This window comes from Teichococcus aestuarii, from assembly GCF_003116135.1.
GTDB lineage: Bacteria > Pseudomonadota > Alphaproteobacteria > Acetobacterales > Acetobacteraceae > Pseudoroseomonas > Pseudoroseomonas aestuarii.
Genome location: NZ_PDOA01000025.1, coordinates 15,618 through 31,978, shown reverse-complemented (window position 1 = coordinate 31,978; position 16,361 = coordinate 15,618). Strand labels below are relative to the sequence as shown.

Genomic DNA, 16,361 nt, shown 5'->3' with positions numbered 1-16,361 from the left:
CCGTGCCACGCAGCAACGGCCCGAATGGCACGGGCCCTTTCGGGGCGGGACTCATGAGCGGTCAGCATACCAAGCACGGACACGACGACCACGCCGGGCACCATCATGGTCACGAGCACCACTACCACGGCCAGGGTGGTGTAGGGATTGCTGCCGGGCTCGTCACGGACCCCGTCTGCGGGATGAAGGTCGATCCGGCCACCTCGAAGCACCGCCTGGAGCATGGTGGAACGACCTTCCACTTCTGCTCGGCCGGATGCCGATCGAAGTTCGAGGCGAACCCGGACAAGTATCTGAAGCCGGAGAAGTCGGCTCCGCCAGCCGCGCCGAAGGGAGCCATTTACACCTGCCCCATGCACCCGGAGATCCGCCAGCAAGGGCCGGGCAACTGCCCGATCTGTGGGATGGCGCTCGAGCCGCTGGAGGTGACGGCCGAGGCCGGGCCGAACCCAGAGCTCATCGACATGACTCGGCGGTTCTGGATCGGGCTGGCCCTGACCATCCCGATTGTCATCCTGGAGATGGGTGCGCACATCCCGGGTCTCGACCTGCACCACGTCGTTTCGCCACGAACCTCGACCTGGATCCAGTTCCTGCTGGGGACGCCCGTGGTGCTCTGGGCCGGTTGGCCCTTCTTCGTGCGCGGCTGGCAGTCAGTGGTGAACCGCAGCCTAAACATGTTCAGCCTGATCGCGCTCGGGACCGGCGCGGCCTACATCTACAGCGTGGTCGCGACCTTCGCGCCCGGCATCTTCCCGGAGGGCTTCCGCGGCCCCGAAGGCACCGTCGCGGTCTACTTTGAGGCAGCCGCGGTCATCACCGTCCTCGTCCTACTTGGGCAGGTCCTGGAACTGCGCGCCCGCGAGCAGACCGGCGGCGCCATACGCGCCCTCCTGGATCTCGCGCCCAAGACGGCGCGCCGCATCCGGCCGGACGGGACGGACGAGGAGGTCAACCTGGCCGAGGTGAAGCTGGGTGACCGCCTGCGGGTCCGCCCCGGTGAAGGCGTGCCGGTGGACGGGGAGGTGCTGGAGGGCGGTGGCTCGGTGGACGAGTCCATGGTCACCGGCGAGTCCTTGCCCGTTGAGAAGGCGCCCGGCTCCAAGGTCATCGGCGGCACGGTGAATGGCACCGGCTCCCTGGTGATGCGCGCCGACAAGGTCGGCTCCGACACCATGCTCTCGCGCATCGTCGCCATGGTGGCCGAGGCCCAGCGCAGCCGCGCGCCGATCCAGCGCATGGCCGACCAGGTGTCCGGCTACTTCGTCCCGGCGGTCATCGCCGTCGCGATCCTGGCCTTCATCGCATGGGCCGTCTGGGGGCCGTCCCCGGCGCTTTCCTACGGGCTGATCGCCGCCGTCTCGGTCCTCATCATCGCCTGCCCCTGTGCGCTTGGCCTGGCAACGCCGATGAGCATCATGGTGGGCGTGGGCAAGGGTGCCGGTGCGGGCGTGCTCATCAAGTCGGCCGAGGCGCTTGAGCGCATGGAGAAGGTCGACACCCTGGTCGTGGACAAGACCGGTACCCTGACCGAAGGCAAGCCCAAGGTCGTAGCCGTGGTCCCGGCGCCGGGCCTGACCGAGGCCGAGGTGCTGCCGCTGGCAGCCAGCCTGGAGCGGTCAAGCGAGCACCCGCTTGCCGCCGCGGTCGTAGCGGCCGCGAAGGAACGCGGAGTCGAGATGCAGGAGCCCTCCGACTTCGCCTCCGTCACCGGCAAGGGCGTGACCGGAACGGTGAATGGGCGCCGGGTTGCGCTGGGCAACGCGAGACTGATGCAGGAGCTAGGGGTGGATCTGGGCGATCTCGCCGCCAAGGCAGACGAGCTGCGGCGGGAAGGGGGCACGGCACTTTTCCTGGCCGTGGACGGCAAGCCGGGCGGCGTGATCGCTGTGGCTGACCCGATCAAGCAGACCACACCTTCCGCCCTGGAGAACCTGCGGGCCAACGGCATCCACATCGTCATGCTCACCGGTGACAACCGCACCACGGCCGAGGCGGTCGCGCGGAAGCTCGGCATCGATGAGTTCCAGGGTGACGTGCTGCCCGAGGACAAGCACCGCATCGTCCGGGAGCTCCGGGCCCAGGGGAAGGTCGTCGCCATGGCGGGCGACGGGGTGAATGACGCCCCGGCACTGGCGGAGGCCGATGTGGGCATCGCCATGGGCACGGGTACCGATGTCGCGATGCAGAGTGCAGGCGTGACGCTGGTCAAGGGTGACCTCGCGGGCATCGCGCGGGCGCGGACCTTGAGCCGGGCCACCATGCGCAACATCCGCCAAAACCTGTTCCTTGCCTTCGTCTACAACGTGCTGGGCGTGCCGCTGGCGGCGGGCGTGCTCTACCCGTTCCTCGGCATCCTGCTCAGCCCGATTGTCGCCGCGCTCGCCATGGCCCTGAGCTCCGTCTCCGTCATCGGCAATGCGCTGCGCCTACGAGCGGTGCGACTGTAGGCTCGGCAGACTTGGGAATGGGGGCGGACATACCCCCATTCCCAGGCATATCAGTGACGGTGGGCGCCGCCGCCGGAAGAGGTGCCCCCTTGCGACTGCATTTGGTTGCAGTGCGCCATCATGGCCTGCATGTCCGGCGACATCCGCGTCCCGCGGCTCGCGTCGGTCTGCATCTGCCGGCAATGAGCCATCATGTCCTGCATGCTCATGCCCGACATGTTGTGCCCCTGCATGCCCTGCATATTGGAATGGCTCATGCCGGGCATGTTCGAGTGGTCCATCCCCTGCATGCTTCCGCCGGACGACGCGGCGGCACGACCTGTCCGACGTCAGGGCCCATGGGACAGGTTTGGGTGGTTGAGGAACGGAGGATTTCTGGCTCATCGTAGCCGCCAAGGAACGAAGATGAGCCAGAAATCCTCCGCCCCTATCACCAGGACCCATGCCGCTGGAGCCAAGCCGCCTGCCGAGCGGGTGGTCCGCGACATCCGCCGTGCGACCCGCAAGCAGCATTCATCCGAGGAGAAGATCCGGATCGTGCTGGAGGGCCTGCGCGGCGAGGACAGCATCGCTGCCCTGTGCCGCCGCGAAGGCATTGCCGAAAGCCTGTACTACTCCTGGTCCAAGGAGTTCCTCGAAGCTGGCAAGCGGCGCCTGACAGGCGACACGGCACGCGCTGCGACGACTGACGAGGTCAAGGCGCTGCGCCAGGAAGCGCGCACGCTGAAAGAGGTCGTGGCCGAACAGGCGCTTGAGCTTCGTCTGCTGAAAAAAAGCATGAGCGGGGCTGGGGAAGACCCCGCATGAGATACCCGGGCACCGAAAAGCTCGAGATCATCCGCCTGGTCGAGCAATCCCACCTGCCGGTGCGCCGGACTCTGGAGCACCTCGGCATTCCACCGGCAACCTTCTACCGCTGGTACGAACGCTACCAAACCGGCGGCCAGGAGGCGTTGGCCGACCGGCCGTCCCGGCCCGACCGGGTCTGGAACCGCATCCCGGACGACGTGCGCGGCCGGATCATCGACTTGGCGCTGGCCGAGCCCGAGTTGTCCCCGCGCGAGTTGGCGGTGCGCTTTACCGACCGGGAGCGCTACTTCGTCTCCGAGGCGTCCGTCTATCGCCTGCTCAAGGCGCATGACCTGATCACCAGCCCGGCCTTCATCGTGGTCAAGGCAGCCGACGAGTTCCACACCAAGACCACGGCGCCGAATCAGCTCTGGCAGACCGACTTCACCTACCTCAAGGTCATCGGCTGGGGCTGGTTCTATCTCTCCACCGTGCTGGACGACTTCTCTCGCTACGTCATCGCCTGGAAGCTCTGCACGGGCATGGCGGCGAGCGACGTCACCGACACGCTGGAACTGGCACTCACCGCGTCAGGCTGCACACAGGCGCGGGTGCGTCATCGGCCACGGCTGCTGTCCGACAACGGCCCGAGCTACATTGCCGGTGACTTGGCCGACTGGCTCGCCCGCCAGCAGATCGAGCATATCCGCGGTGCACCTTGCCATCCGCAGACCCAGGGTAAGATCGAGCGCTGGCACCAAACCCTGAAGAATCGCATCCTGCTCGAGCATTCCTACCTGCCGGGCGAGCTCGAGGCGCGGATCGAGGCCTTCGTCGACCACTACAACCACCGGCGCCACCATGAGAGCCTGAACAATTTAACCCCGGCCGACGTCTACTTCGGCCGCGCTCAGGCCATCCTGCAGGAACGCGAGCGCATCAAGCGCCAAACCCTCCAACAACGCCGCTTGCTGCACCGGCAGCAGGCCGCGTAACCTCCAACCCGGATGAGCCAGAGCCTCCGTTAGCAAGACGCCTCCACCGTCTCAAAGCATTCGACGACGGACAATCATCAAGCGGCCATCGACATGGCAAGGGTGGAACTCGAGCACGGCCGCGATCCGGAGATGCGACGCACCGCGCAGGAAATCGTCCAGAAGCAGCAGCAGGAGATTTCCGAACTGCGAACTTGGCTGTCCCGTCATCCGGCTCGATAAGGCCACTAGGCTTTAGGCGCTGGCTGCGCCCCACTTGACCTTCCCATGGTGGAAAGCCCTACCTCTTATCACCTTCAGAAGGAGGACAACGCGATGGTTCGCTTCGTGGTCGAGAACATGAACTGTGCGGGTTGTGCCAAGGGGGTGACTGCGACCGTCAAGGCCACTGATCCTACGGCGCAGATCGAGGTCCATCTGGATAGAAAGGAGGTCGCTGTGAGCGGCGGCCACACCGACAGCGACACGCTGAGGAACGCCCTGCACACGGCTGGATGGAAGGCGGAGGCGGCTCCCGCCTGAAGCGGGCGCCATTCGTAGCATGCGGCAGTCGCAACAAATTGGTGCGCAAATGCCGCTGCCGCAAACAACTCATCCGCCTATTCATGCCGTAAGGCTTCCGCCTCGCTGCTCGTTCACCGAGAGCCTAAGCACAGGAGATTCCATGTTTTCACGCAACGCATTCATCCGGCGCGGTGTGTTCGCTGCCGCCTTTGCCGCCCTTCTGGCTCCCGGAGCCGCCTCCGCGCACGCGATGCTGCATTCCTCGGATCCCGCCGATGGCGCGACCCTGAACGCTTCGCCGCGCGCGCTGAACCTGACGTTCACGGAGGATTGCCGCGTCACGGCGATACGCCTGCTCGACGACGCTGGTCGGGAGCATCAGGTGCGTCGTGAAGGTGGGCGTGCGGCTTCCAGCCGGGCGACCGCGACGGTGGCCGCGCCGCTTCCGCCGGGCGCTTACCGCCTTGAGTGGCGCGCCATGGGCGACGACGGACACGTCATGAGTGGGGCGGTGCGCTTCGCCGTGAACGCTACCCGGTGATCCTGGAGCTGCTGCGGCCGGAGCCGGAGTGGCTCCGGGGGATCTCCGCGGCGCTGCGTATCGTCTGCTACGTGGCGTGCCTCGGGGCGGCGGGGTTGGGTATCTTCACCTTCGGCTTCGAGCGGCTGCAGGAGCCGCGGGACGCCGCAGCCTGCCGCCGCATGACGTTGGCGTTGGTGGCGGTAGGGCTGGCCTCCAGCCTCGCTTGGCTCGCTGCCCAGGTGGCCTTGGCGTCAGATGGGGACCCGTTCGACGCAGAGGTCTGGGACATGATGCTGACGTCCCGTCCCGGCGTCTCCGTCCTGATAGCATGGGCAGGCTTGATCGCACTGGCCTTGGTTGCCTGGATCGGGCGTGCCGCCATCGTGGTCGGGGCAGCAGGGATCTTGGCTGTTGCCGTCAGCTTCACTGCAATCGGCCACACCACGCAGCACCAGCCACGGCTGCTGCTCGCGGCCGCTCTGGTGATCCATCTCCTGGCGGTTGCCTTTTGGGCTGGAAGCCTGTGGCCGCTAGCGCTGGCCTCCAGGCGTGGCGGCCCGGCGGCGGCCCGGCTGGTCGAGGGGTGGACACGAGTCGCTATCTGGGCCGTGGGCGGCCTCGTCCTCGCGGGGGTGGTGCTGGCGTGGCTTCTGGTCGGGCGCCTGGAAGTGCTGGTGACCACGGCTTACGGCTGGGCTCTGCTGACGAAGGTGGCGCTCGTCGGCGTCCTGCTCGGCTTCGCGGCTTGGCACAAGTTCCGGTTGACGCCTGCCCTGGCGGCGAACGCTCCTGGGTCAGGGGCGCGCCTTGCGGCCTCGATTGGCTGGGAGATCGTTGTGATGGTCCTGGTGTTCTGGGCGGTCGCCGAGATGACCTCGACCAGCCCGCAGGGCGAGGGCTGAACGCCCGCCGGTGCTGGTCTGTGGCCCGGTCCTCCCTTGGGACCGGGCCGCGGGCTGAGCTAGGGCAACTCGCCCCCATCCCCGTGACGACGGGACGGCGTGCCGGCCCAAGGGCTCGCAGGTAGGCTGTCACTGGGCCGCCTCCCTCAGGATGCGACTTTGGCGCTCCTGGAGGCCACGTTCGCGGTCCGGCCAAGTGCTCTTGATGAACGCAAGGACTGCGCGGATCTCGGTGTCCGAAAGCACGCCGCCGAAGCCCGGCATGTCGCTCTCGTAGCCGCCTCCGACAACAGCGGATGTACCGTCCCGAGTAATCCGGAACAGCATTGCGTCCGGATGGTGCCAAGTATGGCCTGAGGCGTCGTGCGGGGGCGCAGGCAACCTTCCGTCAGGCCCGCGTGACCGCCAATTCGGCTGGCCCTCCAGGTTCACGCCATGGCACTGCGCGCACTGCTCGCTGTAGATGCGACGGCCGAGGGCCACCTGTTCTGGATTGCCGGGGTTGATCGTAGTCGATGCCAAGTCCGGCTGGCCACGTTCAGAGAGCAGCGTCACGCTACTTATTGCCGCCACAAGCAGGGTGACAGCGGCGGCGAGCAGCAGATGCCGCTGCCGCCATTGTCCCTTGTCTGGTCGCCTCACCACTTACCTCCAGGAGAAACACGAGCTGGGACAACATGCGCGGCGGCTCCCAGCAGAGAAGGCGCTGAGCAGGTGATCTGAGACCCTTGTCAGCGCCATGTCCCCTTAGCTTTCGGCCGCTTCGACCTCACGCGGGCGGTCCGATGCCTTCGGAGTGGACGCGGTCGAACCCGCTTCCACCTGGGGGCCCCTTGCATGGCACGACCTGCCCGACTTTCCGGTCATGCACAGTCCCAGGGCGCACATGATGGCGCACGGCGCCACACTGACCAGGATTGGGGCAACGCCGATCGCGGTGAGCCAGGTCCACTGCCAGGAAACGCCCGCGGCCATTGCAGCGAGCCCGAGCAACACCAGGGCGCGTCGCCCCCGCAATGCCGAGCGGAGGCGGTCACCGATGCCGCTGGACGGCACGCGCATTCCGGCAAGGTTCGATTGAGTCGTCATCTGCGGCCTCCTCAAATGGTCACTGAGCTCATCATTGGCTCTCCTTGTCGGTTTCCGGGTTGGGTCAGGCCACCCGTAGCACGCCCATCAGGCCGCTGACTTCGTGGTCCATGACGTGGCAATGCAGCATCCAATTGCCGGGATTATCGGCGACGAAGGCGACCTCCACGGTCTGACGCGGCTCGACGAGCACCGTGTCGCCCCATTCCGCCCCAGCCACCGCCGTGCCGTTCCGGGTCAGGACGCGGAAGCTGTGGCCGTGCAGGTGCATCGGGTGCCACCAAGCGGTCTCGTTCCGGAGAGACAGGACGCAGGTCCGGCCGCGCGCGAGGGTCAGTAGCGGCGGCATGTGCGTGTCCCCCTTGCCGGTCATGGACGTGCCGTTGATGGCCCATGCCGCCCCGCGCATGCCCATCATGCCCATGCCGCCCATCATCCCGCCCTGGAGCACGAGTTCGTGCCGCTCGGCCGCGGCGAGATCCGGCTTGGGCAGTGGGTTCGGCGGCAGGCGGACCGGGGCGTTCAGCGGATGGTCGCGCAGAGGCGCGGAGCCGTCATAGGCGAGCGCGGCGAGTTCGTAGGCGAGGCGGCCGTAGAAGTCGTCGATGACGGCGTAGCGGCGCCCGGGCACGCCCGCCATGTCCAGGATGATGTCGGCCCGCATGGCGGGGCCGAGCAGCAGTCGCCCGCCCACAGGCTCGTGCGGCTCGCAGGGCTGGCCGTCGAACGCGACGACGACGGGCCGGTGTCCCTCGAACCGCAGCGCCACGATGCGCGCCGTGGCCGCGTTGATGATGCGGAGCCGCACGCGCTCCCCCGCACGGACGCTGAGTGCGTCTGGCACCCGCCCGTTGACGGTGACCGTGTTGCCGAGGCGGCCCGCCATCGCCACCTCCATGCGGCTGCCGAAGCCACGGGCGACCTGGGCATCGCGCGTCAGGCGCCAATCCTGGATGACCCAAACCAACTCGCGATCCACCCGGGGCGGCTCCCGCTCCTCGACGATGAGCGCTCCGGCCAGTCCGCGGCCCATCTGCACTAGGCTGTTGTCGTGGGGGTGGTACCAAAAGGTTCCGGCGTCGGGCGGCGTGAATTCGTAGGCGAAGCTCTCGCCGGGCCTAATCGCCGGCTGTGTCAGCCCGGGCACGCCGTCCATAGCGTTGGGCAGCCGGATGCCGTGCCAATGCACGGTCGTGTTCTCGTCGAGGCGGTTCTCCACGGTGGCGCGGAACCTCGCTCCCTGTCGGACCCGGAACACGGGCCCGGGGACCGAGCCTCCGTAGGACCAGACGTCCGTGGTGGGATGGTCATTGCCGACGATAGATGCGCGGCCGGGTGCGGCGGTCAGCCGTAGAAAAGCAGGCACGCTGGTGGCGGATGCGGCATGTGCCCTGCCGGGAAGCGTGCTCGCCAGCCCGAGGGCGCCGCCCGCCTTCCAGAGTTGCCGCCGCGTCAGGCTTGGCGGGGTGGTGATTCGCATGTTTTCCATCCTCGTCATGCCGACACAGCCCGCAGGAGAGCGGGTGCACGGCAGCGGATCCGGCTAGGACCGGACCCAAGAATCTCCGGCCGCCGCCCGCGGTGGGCGGGCGACGGTTAGACGAGGGGGATGGGTCTGGGTGGGAAGGGGTCGGGCGGAAGCGCTCTGCCCCGCTGGCTCGCAGGTGCCACCACCGCGTACTCGACTGTGACAGCAACGGGCGTGCCCAGGACTGTCGAGGCCGGTAGACTGAAGAAAGCACCCGAGCAGACGAGGGCACTGCACGGCACCATCTTGGTACTGCCGGTGCTGGCAGGAGCCCCGGCCGAACAGTCGCCGCACGGTTGGAGGCCTGCGGCCATCACGGCACCGCCGGGCATGGGCATTGCCGAAGCGGTCCCCGGCAGCGCCGTCACGAGCACGAAGGCGAGGGCGGTTAGGACCAGCAGCAGGCGTCGGAGGACGGGCATGCCCATGGTCAGACGATATGTACCGCGGCGTTTTCCATGCAAGGTCATGCCCATCCGACGTTCCTCACCGGGCTGACATCAGGTCGGCCCCGCAGGCGCGCCGGAGGGCGTCCAGCACCGCCGCGCGGGTCAGGACCTCGGACAAGACGATGCCCCGTGGGGCACCCGGTCCGTAGACCGCGTTGAAGGGAATGCCGAACCGGTCGTTGTTGGCAAGGTAGGCCGGGTGCCCACTTGCTTGACCGGACTGGCATCGAAGCCCGTGTCCCGAACGGCGGCGGCGAGCTGGTCGACCGTGACGGCGCCCATGTCGGTGGTGACGCGGGCCCGCTCGGTGGCCGGGTTCACCTCGGCCCCAACGACGCCCGGAACCTGCTTCAGAGCCCTCTCGACCCGGCCTGAGCAGCTGGCGCAGGTCATGCCCCGAACGTTCAGGTCAAACTCGGCCACGGGTACATCGTACCCCGCCCCCTCAACAGCCTTGGTCAGCGCCGCCGTATCCGGCGGCCCACTGAAGGCGACGCGCGCCCGCTCCGTGGAGAGGTTCACCGAAACGTCGGAGACGCCGGGTACCCGCCTCAGAGCCTGCTCAACCCGGCCGACACAGGAGGCGCAACTCATTTCCTCGATGCCGATATCTACCCCGGCACCGTCCCCGGCCTTCGCGGCAGTCCCGGCTTCCGCAGTCAGAGCGTCCATGGCGCGCGTCTCCTGATATTCCCGACTGCCGGATCAGATGGGGCTTCCCACGACGGCAAGGTCAAGGGGCGCCGTCCCGTCTGAAGCACCCAGCGCGTGGCTGACCGGCGCGGCACCGTCGTCGCGACGTCGTAGGCGCCGAAACCGGCGAAGGCCGCGCCGGATTCGGCGCTGGACGCCATGCTCCTCGCCCACGCCCACCGGGAAAATTCGCCCCGGCGGTCCCGAGATCCCTGGACACACCAGCAGCACTGCCGGGTCAGTGCTTTCGCGCGAACAGGTATTTCGCCAAGGCGGCGACACCGAGGACCAGAAGGATAATGAGGAGGAGCCATACCAACCCCATGCCCCACATCATCCAGCCCATCATGCCGCCCATCATGCCGTCATCGTGCATCATGCGTCGGACCTCCTCTGGCTCTTAGTTCGCCGCTGATTCCGGCCATCATTCGGCCGCCAGCAACGCCTTTGTCTCCTCAGTCGCCTGCGCTGCCCGGGGCAGGCTCCATCCCTTGACCAAGCCGTAGATCGCCGGGATGACGAGCAGCGTCAGCACGGTCGAGGACACCATGCCGCCGACCATGGGGACGGCGATGCGCTGCATAAGTTCCGAGCCGGTGCCGGTGCTCCAGAGGATCGGCAGCAGGCCTGCCATGATGGCGGTCACCGTCATCATCTTGGGCCGCACCCGCTCGACCGCGCCCTCCATAATGGCGTGGCGCAGATCCTCCTGCGTCAGCGTCCGCCCCTCGGCCCGACACCGCGCCCGAACCTCTGCAAGTGCGTGGTCCAGGTAGATCAGCATGATGACGCCGGTTTCGGCCGCCACCCCGGCCAGCGCGATGAAGCCGACCGCGACGGCCACGCTCATGTTGAATTGCATCAGAAACATGAGCCAGACGCCGCCGACGAGCGCGAAGGGCACCGAGAGCATCACAATGAGCGCGTCGGTCAGCCCCCTGAAGTTCAGGTAGAGCAGCACGAAGATGATGATCAGGGTCACCGGTACAACGATGGCCAGCTTCGCCTTTGCCCGCTGCATGTACTCGAACTGGCCGCTCCACTCGACGTGGTAGCCGGGCGGCATTCGCACCTGCTCAGCGACGGCCCGCTGCGCGTCGGCGACGTAGCCGCCGACGTCGCGGCCGTGCATGTCAACGTATACGTAGTTCACCAGCTGGGCATTCTCGGTCCGGATGGTCGGTGGGCCCCGCCGCAGCTGGACGGCCGCCAGCTGGCCTAAGGGAATGGCGGCACCCTGCATGCTTTGGACCAGCACCTGGGTCGCGATCCCTTGCGGGTCGCTGCGCAGGCCGCGCGGGTAGCGAACGTTGACCGTGTAGCGGGCGCGGCCCTCGACCGTGGTGGTGACCGGCTCGCCGCCGAGCGCCGTGGCGATGGTTTCCTGGAGGTCGCCGACTGTCAGGCCGTAGCGGGCCAATGCCGCCCGGTCCGGCTCGACCTCGAGGTAGTAGCCGCCCTCAACCCGCTCCGCGAAGGCGCTGGTGGTGCCGGGCACCGTCCGCACGGCGGTTTCCACCTCGCGCGACAGCCGGTCGATGCCCGCGAGGTCTGGACCGTAGACCTTGACGCCGACCGGCGTGCGGATGCCGGTCGAGAGCATATCGGTGCGGGCCTTGATGGGCATGGTCCAGGCGTTGCTGACGCCCGGCATCCGCAGCGCTGCGTCCATTTCGGCGATGAGCGAGTCCACAGTGACCCCCGCGCGCCACTCGGCCTCTGGCTTCAGGTTGATGATGGTCTCGAACATCTCGGTCGGCGCCGGGTCCGTTGCCGTCGCCGCGCGGCCCGCCTTGCCGTAGACGCTCGCTACCTCAGGAAAGCTCCGGATGATTCGGTTCTGGGTCTGGAGCAGCTCGGCGGCCTTGGTGACTGACATGCCGGGCAGGCTGACCGGCATGTACATCAACGTCCCCTCGTTCAGTGTCGGCATGAACTCGCTGCCGAGCCGCGCCATGGGCCAGGCGGTCGCCCCAACTGCGAGAAGAGCCACCAGGATGGTCAACGTCTTGGCCCGGAGGACACCCGCGATCAGGGGCCGGTAGAGCCAGATAAGCAGCCGATTCACTGGGTTGCGTCGCTCCGGCATGATGCGGCCGCGGACGAACAGCACCATCAGCACCGGCACCAGGGTCACCGACAGCAGCGCGCCCGCTGCCATGGCGAAGGTCTTGGTAAATGCGAGCGGCCGGAACATGCGGCCCTCCTGGTCCTCCAGTGTGAAGACCGGCAGGAAGGAGACGGTGATGATGGCCAAGCTGAAGAACAGCGCCGGGCCGACCTCGACGGCCGCCTCCGTCAGCACTTGGACGCGGGACGCCCCCGGCCCCGCCTGCTCGAGCCGCTTGTGGGCGTTCTCGATCATCACGATGGCCGCGTCGACCATGGCGCCGAGCGCGATGGCGATGCCGCCCAAGGACATGATGTTCGAGCTCAGCCCCAGCAGGTGCAGCAGGGCCATGGCGATGAGCACACCGACCGGCAGCATCAGGATGGCCACGAGAGCGCTGCGGACGTGTAGAAGGAAGACAACGCAGACCACAGCGACAATAAGGCTTTCCTCCAGGAGCGTGTACTTCAGGGTCTCGATGGCGCGCTCGATCAGAGCCGAGCGGTCGTAGACCGAGGAGACGGTCACCCCTTCTGGAAGGCTGCCCCCGATCTCGGCGATCCGGCGCTTGACGCTCTCAATGACGGTGAGCGCGTTCTGCCCCTCGCGCTGGAGCACGATGCCGCTGACCACCTCGCCCTCGCCGTTCAGCTCGGCGATTCCTCGGCGCTCCTCGGGGCCGAGCTCGACCCGGGCGACGTCGCGCAGCAGCACGGGCACACCGTTCTGCATGGTCAGGACGATCTGCTCGATGTCCGCGATGCCCCGCAGGTAGCCGTGCCCGCGGACGAGGTACTCCGTCTCCGACATCTCGATCGAACGGCCGCCCACGTCACGGTTGCTGCCCCGGATGGCCTCGGTCACCCGTGAGAGGGGAATGCGGTAGGCCTGGAGACGCTGCGGGTCGACGACGACCTGGTATTGCTGGACGAAGCCGCCGACGCTGGCCACCTCGGCCACGCCCTCGGCCCGGGCCAGCTGGTAGCGCAGGAACCAGTCCTGGATCGACCGCAGCTCCGCCAGCGTCCGTTGCGCCCCGGTGACAACATACTGGTAGACCCAGCCCACGCCGGTCGCGTCCGGCCCCAGCGATGGCGTCACCCCTTCGGGAAGGCGCCGCGCGGCTTGGCTGAGGTATTCGAGCACTCGGCTGCGGGCCCAGTAAAGGTCGGTGCCGTCTTCGAACACCACATAGACGAAAGACGACCCGAAGAAGGAGAAGCCGCGCACCGTCTTCGACCGCGGGACCGTCAGGAGGGCCGTGGTCAAAGGATAGGTGACCTGGTCCTCGACCACCTGCGGCGCCTGCCCTGGGTAATCGGTATAGACGATGACCTGGACATCGGAGAGATCCGGGACAGCGTCGAGCGGGGTGTTGCGCATCGCCCAGACGCCCGCGCCGGCGAGGAACAACGTGGCCAGCAGCACCAGGAACGGGTTGGCCACCGACCAGCGGATGACGCGGGCGATCATCGCGGCGTCTCCCGGCTGGGAGCGGGCTGGGCCGCGAAGGACTGCAGCGCGGCCCTGAGATTGCTCTCGGCGTCGAGCAGGAAGTTGGCGCCGACAACCACGCGCTCGCCCGCGCTAACGCCCTGGCGGATCTCCACCATGCCATCGGCGCGGCGGCCAGTCGATACGGTGCGGGGCTCGTAGCGGCCGGGCGCTCGCTCGACGAGGACGGCTTGCCGCGTGCCGCTGTCGAGCACGGCGGAATCCGGAACGGCCACGACGGGGACGGATCCCAGCGGCGCCGCGATCTCGACGGTCGCGTACATGTCCGGCTTGAGCAGCTGGCCCGGGTTGGGGATCTCCACGCGAACCTTGGCCGTGCGCGTCGTCGCGTTCACCGTCGGGTAAACGAAGGTGACCTTCCCGGCGAAGCGCCGGTCTGGATAGGCGGTCAGGCTGATGCTGGCCTCCTGCCCGGGGCCGACGAGCCCCAGATCCTGCTCAAATACGTCGGCGAGGAGCCACACGGTGGAGAGATCGGCGATGCGGTAGAGCATCTCGCCGGGCGCGAAGCGCATGCCCTGGAGCGCAGGCTTTTCGAGAACCACGCCGTTCATCGGCGAGGCCAGTGTCAACACGCGGCTTACCGCGCCGGTGCGCTGCAGGCGCGCGACCTCTTCCGGCGGCAGGTCGAAGTTGCGAAGGCGCGCCAGGGCGGCCGCGGCGACGCCCGCGTCCAACCGGCGGGCCACGACGTACTCCTGCTCGGTGAGCGCCAGGTCGGGGCTGTAGGCCTCGAAGAGGGGCTGTCCCCGCCGCACCGGCTGGCCCGTCTCGTTGACGAGGAGCTTCTGGATCCAGCCCTCGAAGCGCGGGGCTACGACGGCAAGGCGCCGCTCGTCCACGGCGACCGTGCCGACCGCCCGTATGGAGCGGGTCAGGGCGCGCTCGGCAGCCGTCTCCGTACGGACGCCGAGCATCTGCACCCGCTCCGGGCTGACGGTGACGGTGCCCGCGGGTTGGTTGGCCTCGTCCTCGTAGACAGGGATGTAGTCCATCCCCATCGAGTCCTTCTTGGGCACCGGCGAGGTGTCCGGCAGGCCCATCGGGTTTCGGTAGTACAGGATGCGCCCACGGCCTCCGGCCGACGAGGGTGCGGGCGCCGGAGCGGGACCGGGCGCACCGGCGTCCTCGTAGACGGGGACGAAGTCGCGTCCGTCGGCGCTTTTCCTTGGGACGGCGGAGTAGTCGGGCCTGCCGGACGGGTCTTGGTAGTAGAGCGGTTGCCGCGCCGGTGACGCCGGGGGCGCTGACGATGGCGCGGGCGTTTGCTCGCCTTCCTCGTAGACCGGCGTGTAGTCGCGGCCCTCGGCGTCCTTCTTAGGGGTCGGCGAGAAATCGGCCCCGGAGGGAGCCTGGTAGTAGAGGGGCTGCCGCGTGACGGGCGGCGGCTGCGCCACTGCGGCGCCGCTGACCCATCCGCGTGGTTGGCCGCCAGCCAGCCAGGAACCGCCCAGGGCGGCCGCCGTCGCGAGCATGCCTGAGGCCAGGAGGATGCGGGCCGCCGTCACAGGTCACCTCCGACGAGGCGCTCGATGGCCGCCACTTGGCGCTGGCCCTCAAACTCGGCGGAAAGGAGCTGCAGGCGAAAGCCGACGAGGTCGGCCTGCGCCCGCAGCACGGTTTCCAGGTCCACCTTGCCCAGCGCGTACCCGGCGGTCCCGGAGCGCACGAGCGCCTCGGTCTGAGGCAGCAGCCGCCGACGGATCAGGTCGACGGCCCGGCGGCTGCCCTCGGCGCCTGCCACGGCGTCGGCGAGGTCCCCCCGGATCTGCTGCTCGCGCGCTTCGTAGCGGGCGCGCGCGGCGCGCGCCTGGGCTCCAGCCTCGCGCTGCTGCGCCTCCCGCAAACCCCATTGGAGGGGCACCTTCATGCCGATCCAGGCTTGGTAGCCGGTCGGGCCGTAGCTTCCCCGGTCGATGGCCGAGGCGCCGAGGGTCACGTCCGGGTACCAGTTCCGCTCGATCAGAGCCCGGTTGGTCTCGGCCCCGCCCACGGCCGCCGCGTCAGCGGCCAGGGTCGGGCTGGAGGCACGTGCCTGCTCGACCAGGCGTACGACGTCCAATGCGCGGGCCTCGGGGAGCGGCCGCAGCCGCTCCGGCGGGGCGAGCGTCGCCTCCGGTGGCCGGTTCAGCAGGGCGTTCAATTGGCCCTGAGCGCTTCGGAGCGACGCCTCCAAGCGCAGGATCTCGGCCACAACGCGTGTGGCCTCGACCTCTGCCCTGAAGACCTCGGTCTGCTCACCACGGCCTTGGGCGTAGCGCTCCCGGGCGACCTGTGCGACCCCTTGGAGGGCTTGGCGCTGATCCGTCGCCCGGCGGGCCGCTTGATAGGCGGCGTAGTAGCGGGCGAAGGCGACCTTCACCTTTTCGACCAGTTCGGCGCCGGCCGCCTGCGCCTGCGCCGCCATCTGGCTGACCTCGGCCCGGGCAGCCTGACGCCGCAGATCGCGCCTGCCCCAGAGCGGGATCTCCTGCTCGAAGCTGTAGACCATCATGTTCTCGCGCCGCCCCGAGTTCCGGGGCATCTCGTCGGCCATCACCCGGATTGTCGGGTCCGGCAACGAAGCGGCGATCCTCACGCGCGCCTGGGCGGCCGCTGTGTCAAGCGCGCGCGCCGCGAGCTCAGGGCTGAGTTGGCGAGCGGCAATGAGGACGCTCTCCAAGGTGGTCCCGGGGAGTGCTCCCCCCGGGGTCTGCTGCGCCGACGTGGACTGACCGTAGCTTGGCTCTGTGAGGAGAGCGAGTGTCAGGCCGACGGCAAGCGCCACGCCGGGCGAACGCGCGGCGTGGCGCAGGGGCGCGGAGCCCCTCCATG

The 16,361-nt window shown here is 68.3% G+C and carries 15 protein-coding genes; 6 read left to right on the top strand and 9 right to left on the bottom strand.

Features of this window, described 5'->3' with window-relative positions; genetic code table 11:
• Positions 1-53 precede the first annotated feature (53 nt).
• Positions 54-2,450, top strand: coding sequence for a heavy metal translocating P-type ATPase (locus tag CR165_RS21620; RefSeq protein WP_109518990.1), 2,397 nt, complete (start codon positions 54-56; stop codon positions 2,448-2,450).
• A 50-nt stretch (positions 2,451-2,500) separates the two neighbouring features.
• Here CR165_RS21620 and CR165_RS24670 read toward each other — a convergent pair whose 3' ends face one another.
• On the bottom strand, positions 2,501-2,731 hold the full coding sequence (locus CR165_RS24670) for a hypothetical protein (protein WP_146201989.1): 231 nt from the start codon (positions 2,729-2,731) through the stop codon (positions 2,501-2,503).
• 124 nt (positions 2,732-2,855) lie between these two features.
• On the opposite strand from CR165_RS24670, the gene CR165_RS21610 reads away from it, so the two are divergent.
• The 5 genes from CR165_RS21610 (at position 2,856) to CR165_RS21590 (ending at position 6,163) form a co-directional block, all read left to right on the top strand.
• Positions 2,856-4,234, top strand: a protein-coding gene (locus CR165_RS21610) for an IS3 family transposase (RefSeq protein ID WP_109518989.1) whose coding sequence is annotated in 2 segments (ribosomal slippage) — positions 2,856-3,218 and positions 3,221-4,234 — 1,377 coding nt in all. Because the reading frame shifts where the segments join, the coding sequence is not laid out codon by codon here.
• An 87-nt stretch (positions 4,235-4,321) separates the two neighbouring features.
• Complete coding sequence (locus CR165_RS21605) at positions 4,322-4,456, top strand: DUF305 domain-containing protein (RefSeq protein ID WP_408887547.1); 135 nt, start codon at positions 4,322-4,324, stop codon at positions 4,454-4,456.
• A gap of 93 nt (positions 4,457-4,549) precedes the next feature.
• Entirely contained in the window at positions 4,550-4,756 is a 207-nt protein-coding gene (locus tag CR165_RS21600) for a heavy-metal-associated domain-containing protein (RefSeq protein ID WP_181378283.1), read from the top strand.
• Positions 4,757-4,898: 142 nt separating this feature from the next.
• Positions 4,899-5,279, top strand: a complete 381-nt coding sequence (locus tag CR165_RS21595) for a copper resistance CopC family protein (RefSeq protein ID WP_109518987.1) — start codon at positions 4,899-4,901, stop codon at positions 5,277-5,279.
• A complete protein-coding gene (locus CR165_RS21590; RefSeq protein ID WP_109518986.1) occupies positions 5,276-6,163 on the top strand; it encodes a copper resistance D family protein in 888 nt (295 codons plus the stop codon). The genes CR165_RS21595 and CR165_RS21590 overlap by 4 nt, the downstream gene beginning before the upstream one ends.
• Before the next feature lie 129 nt (positions 6,164-6,292).
• Here CR165_RS21590 and CR165_RS21585 read toward each other — a convergent pair whose 3' ends face one another.
• From CR165_RS21585 to CR165_RS21550, 8 genes are all read right to left on the bottom strand, one after another.
• Entirely contained in the window at positions 6,293-6,805 is a 513-nt protein-coding gene (locus tag CR165_RS21585) for a c-type cytochrome (RefSeq protein ID WP_245906670.1), read from the bottom strand.
• Positions 6,806-6,910: 105 nt separating this feature from the next.
• Complete coding sequence (locus tag CR165_RS21580) at positions 6,911-7,252, bottom strand: hypothetical protein (protein ID WP_219929821.1); 342 nt, start codon at positions 7,250-7,252, stop codon at positions 6,911-6,913.
• Between the two features lie 64 nt (positions 7,253-7,316).
• A complete protein-coding gene (locus tag CR165_RS21575) occupies positions 7,317-8,732 on the bottom strand; it encodes a multicopper oxidase family protein (protein WP_109518985.1) in 1,416 nt (471 codons plus the stop codon).
• Between the two features lie 599 nt (positions 8,733-9,331).
• Entirely contained in the window at positions 9,332-9,901 is a 570-nt protein-coding gene (locus CR165_RS25790; RefSeq protein ID WP_109518983.1) for a heavy-metal-associated domain-containing protein, read from the bottom strand.
• Positions 9,902-10,160: 259 nt separating this feature from the next.
• Positions 10,161-10,301 (bottom strand): hypothetical protein, encoded by a 141-nt coding sequence (locus tag CR165_RS25215; protein WP_181378288.1) that lies wholly within the window; start codon positions 10,299-10,301, stop codon positions 10,161-10,163.
• Positions 10,302-10,346: 45 nt separating this feature from the next.
• Complete coding sequence (locus tag CR165_RS21560) at positions 10,347-13,505, bottom strand: efflux RND transporter permease subunit (protein ID WP_109518982.1); 3,159 nt, start codon at positions 13,503-13,505, stop codon at positions 10,347-10,349.
• Entirely contained in the window at positions 13,502-15,055 is a 1,554-nt protein-coding gene (locus CR165_RS21555; protein WP_245906668.1) for an efflux RND transporter periplasmic adaptor subunit, read from the bottom strand. The genes CR165_RS21560 and CR165_RS21555 overlap by 4 nt, the downstream gene beginning before the upstream one ends.
• Positions 15,052-16,209, bottom strand: a complete 1,158-nt coding sequence (locus CR165_RS21550) for a TolC family protein (RefSeq protein ID WP_181378282.1) — start codon at positions 16,207-16,209, stop codon at positions 15,052-15,054. The genes CR165_RS21555 and CR165_RS21550 overlap by 4 nt, the downstream gene beginning before the upstream one ends.
• Between the last annotated feature and the right edge of the window lie 152 nt (positions 16,210-16,361).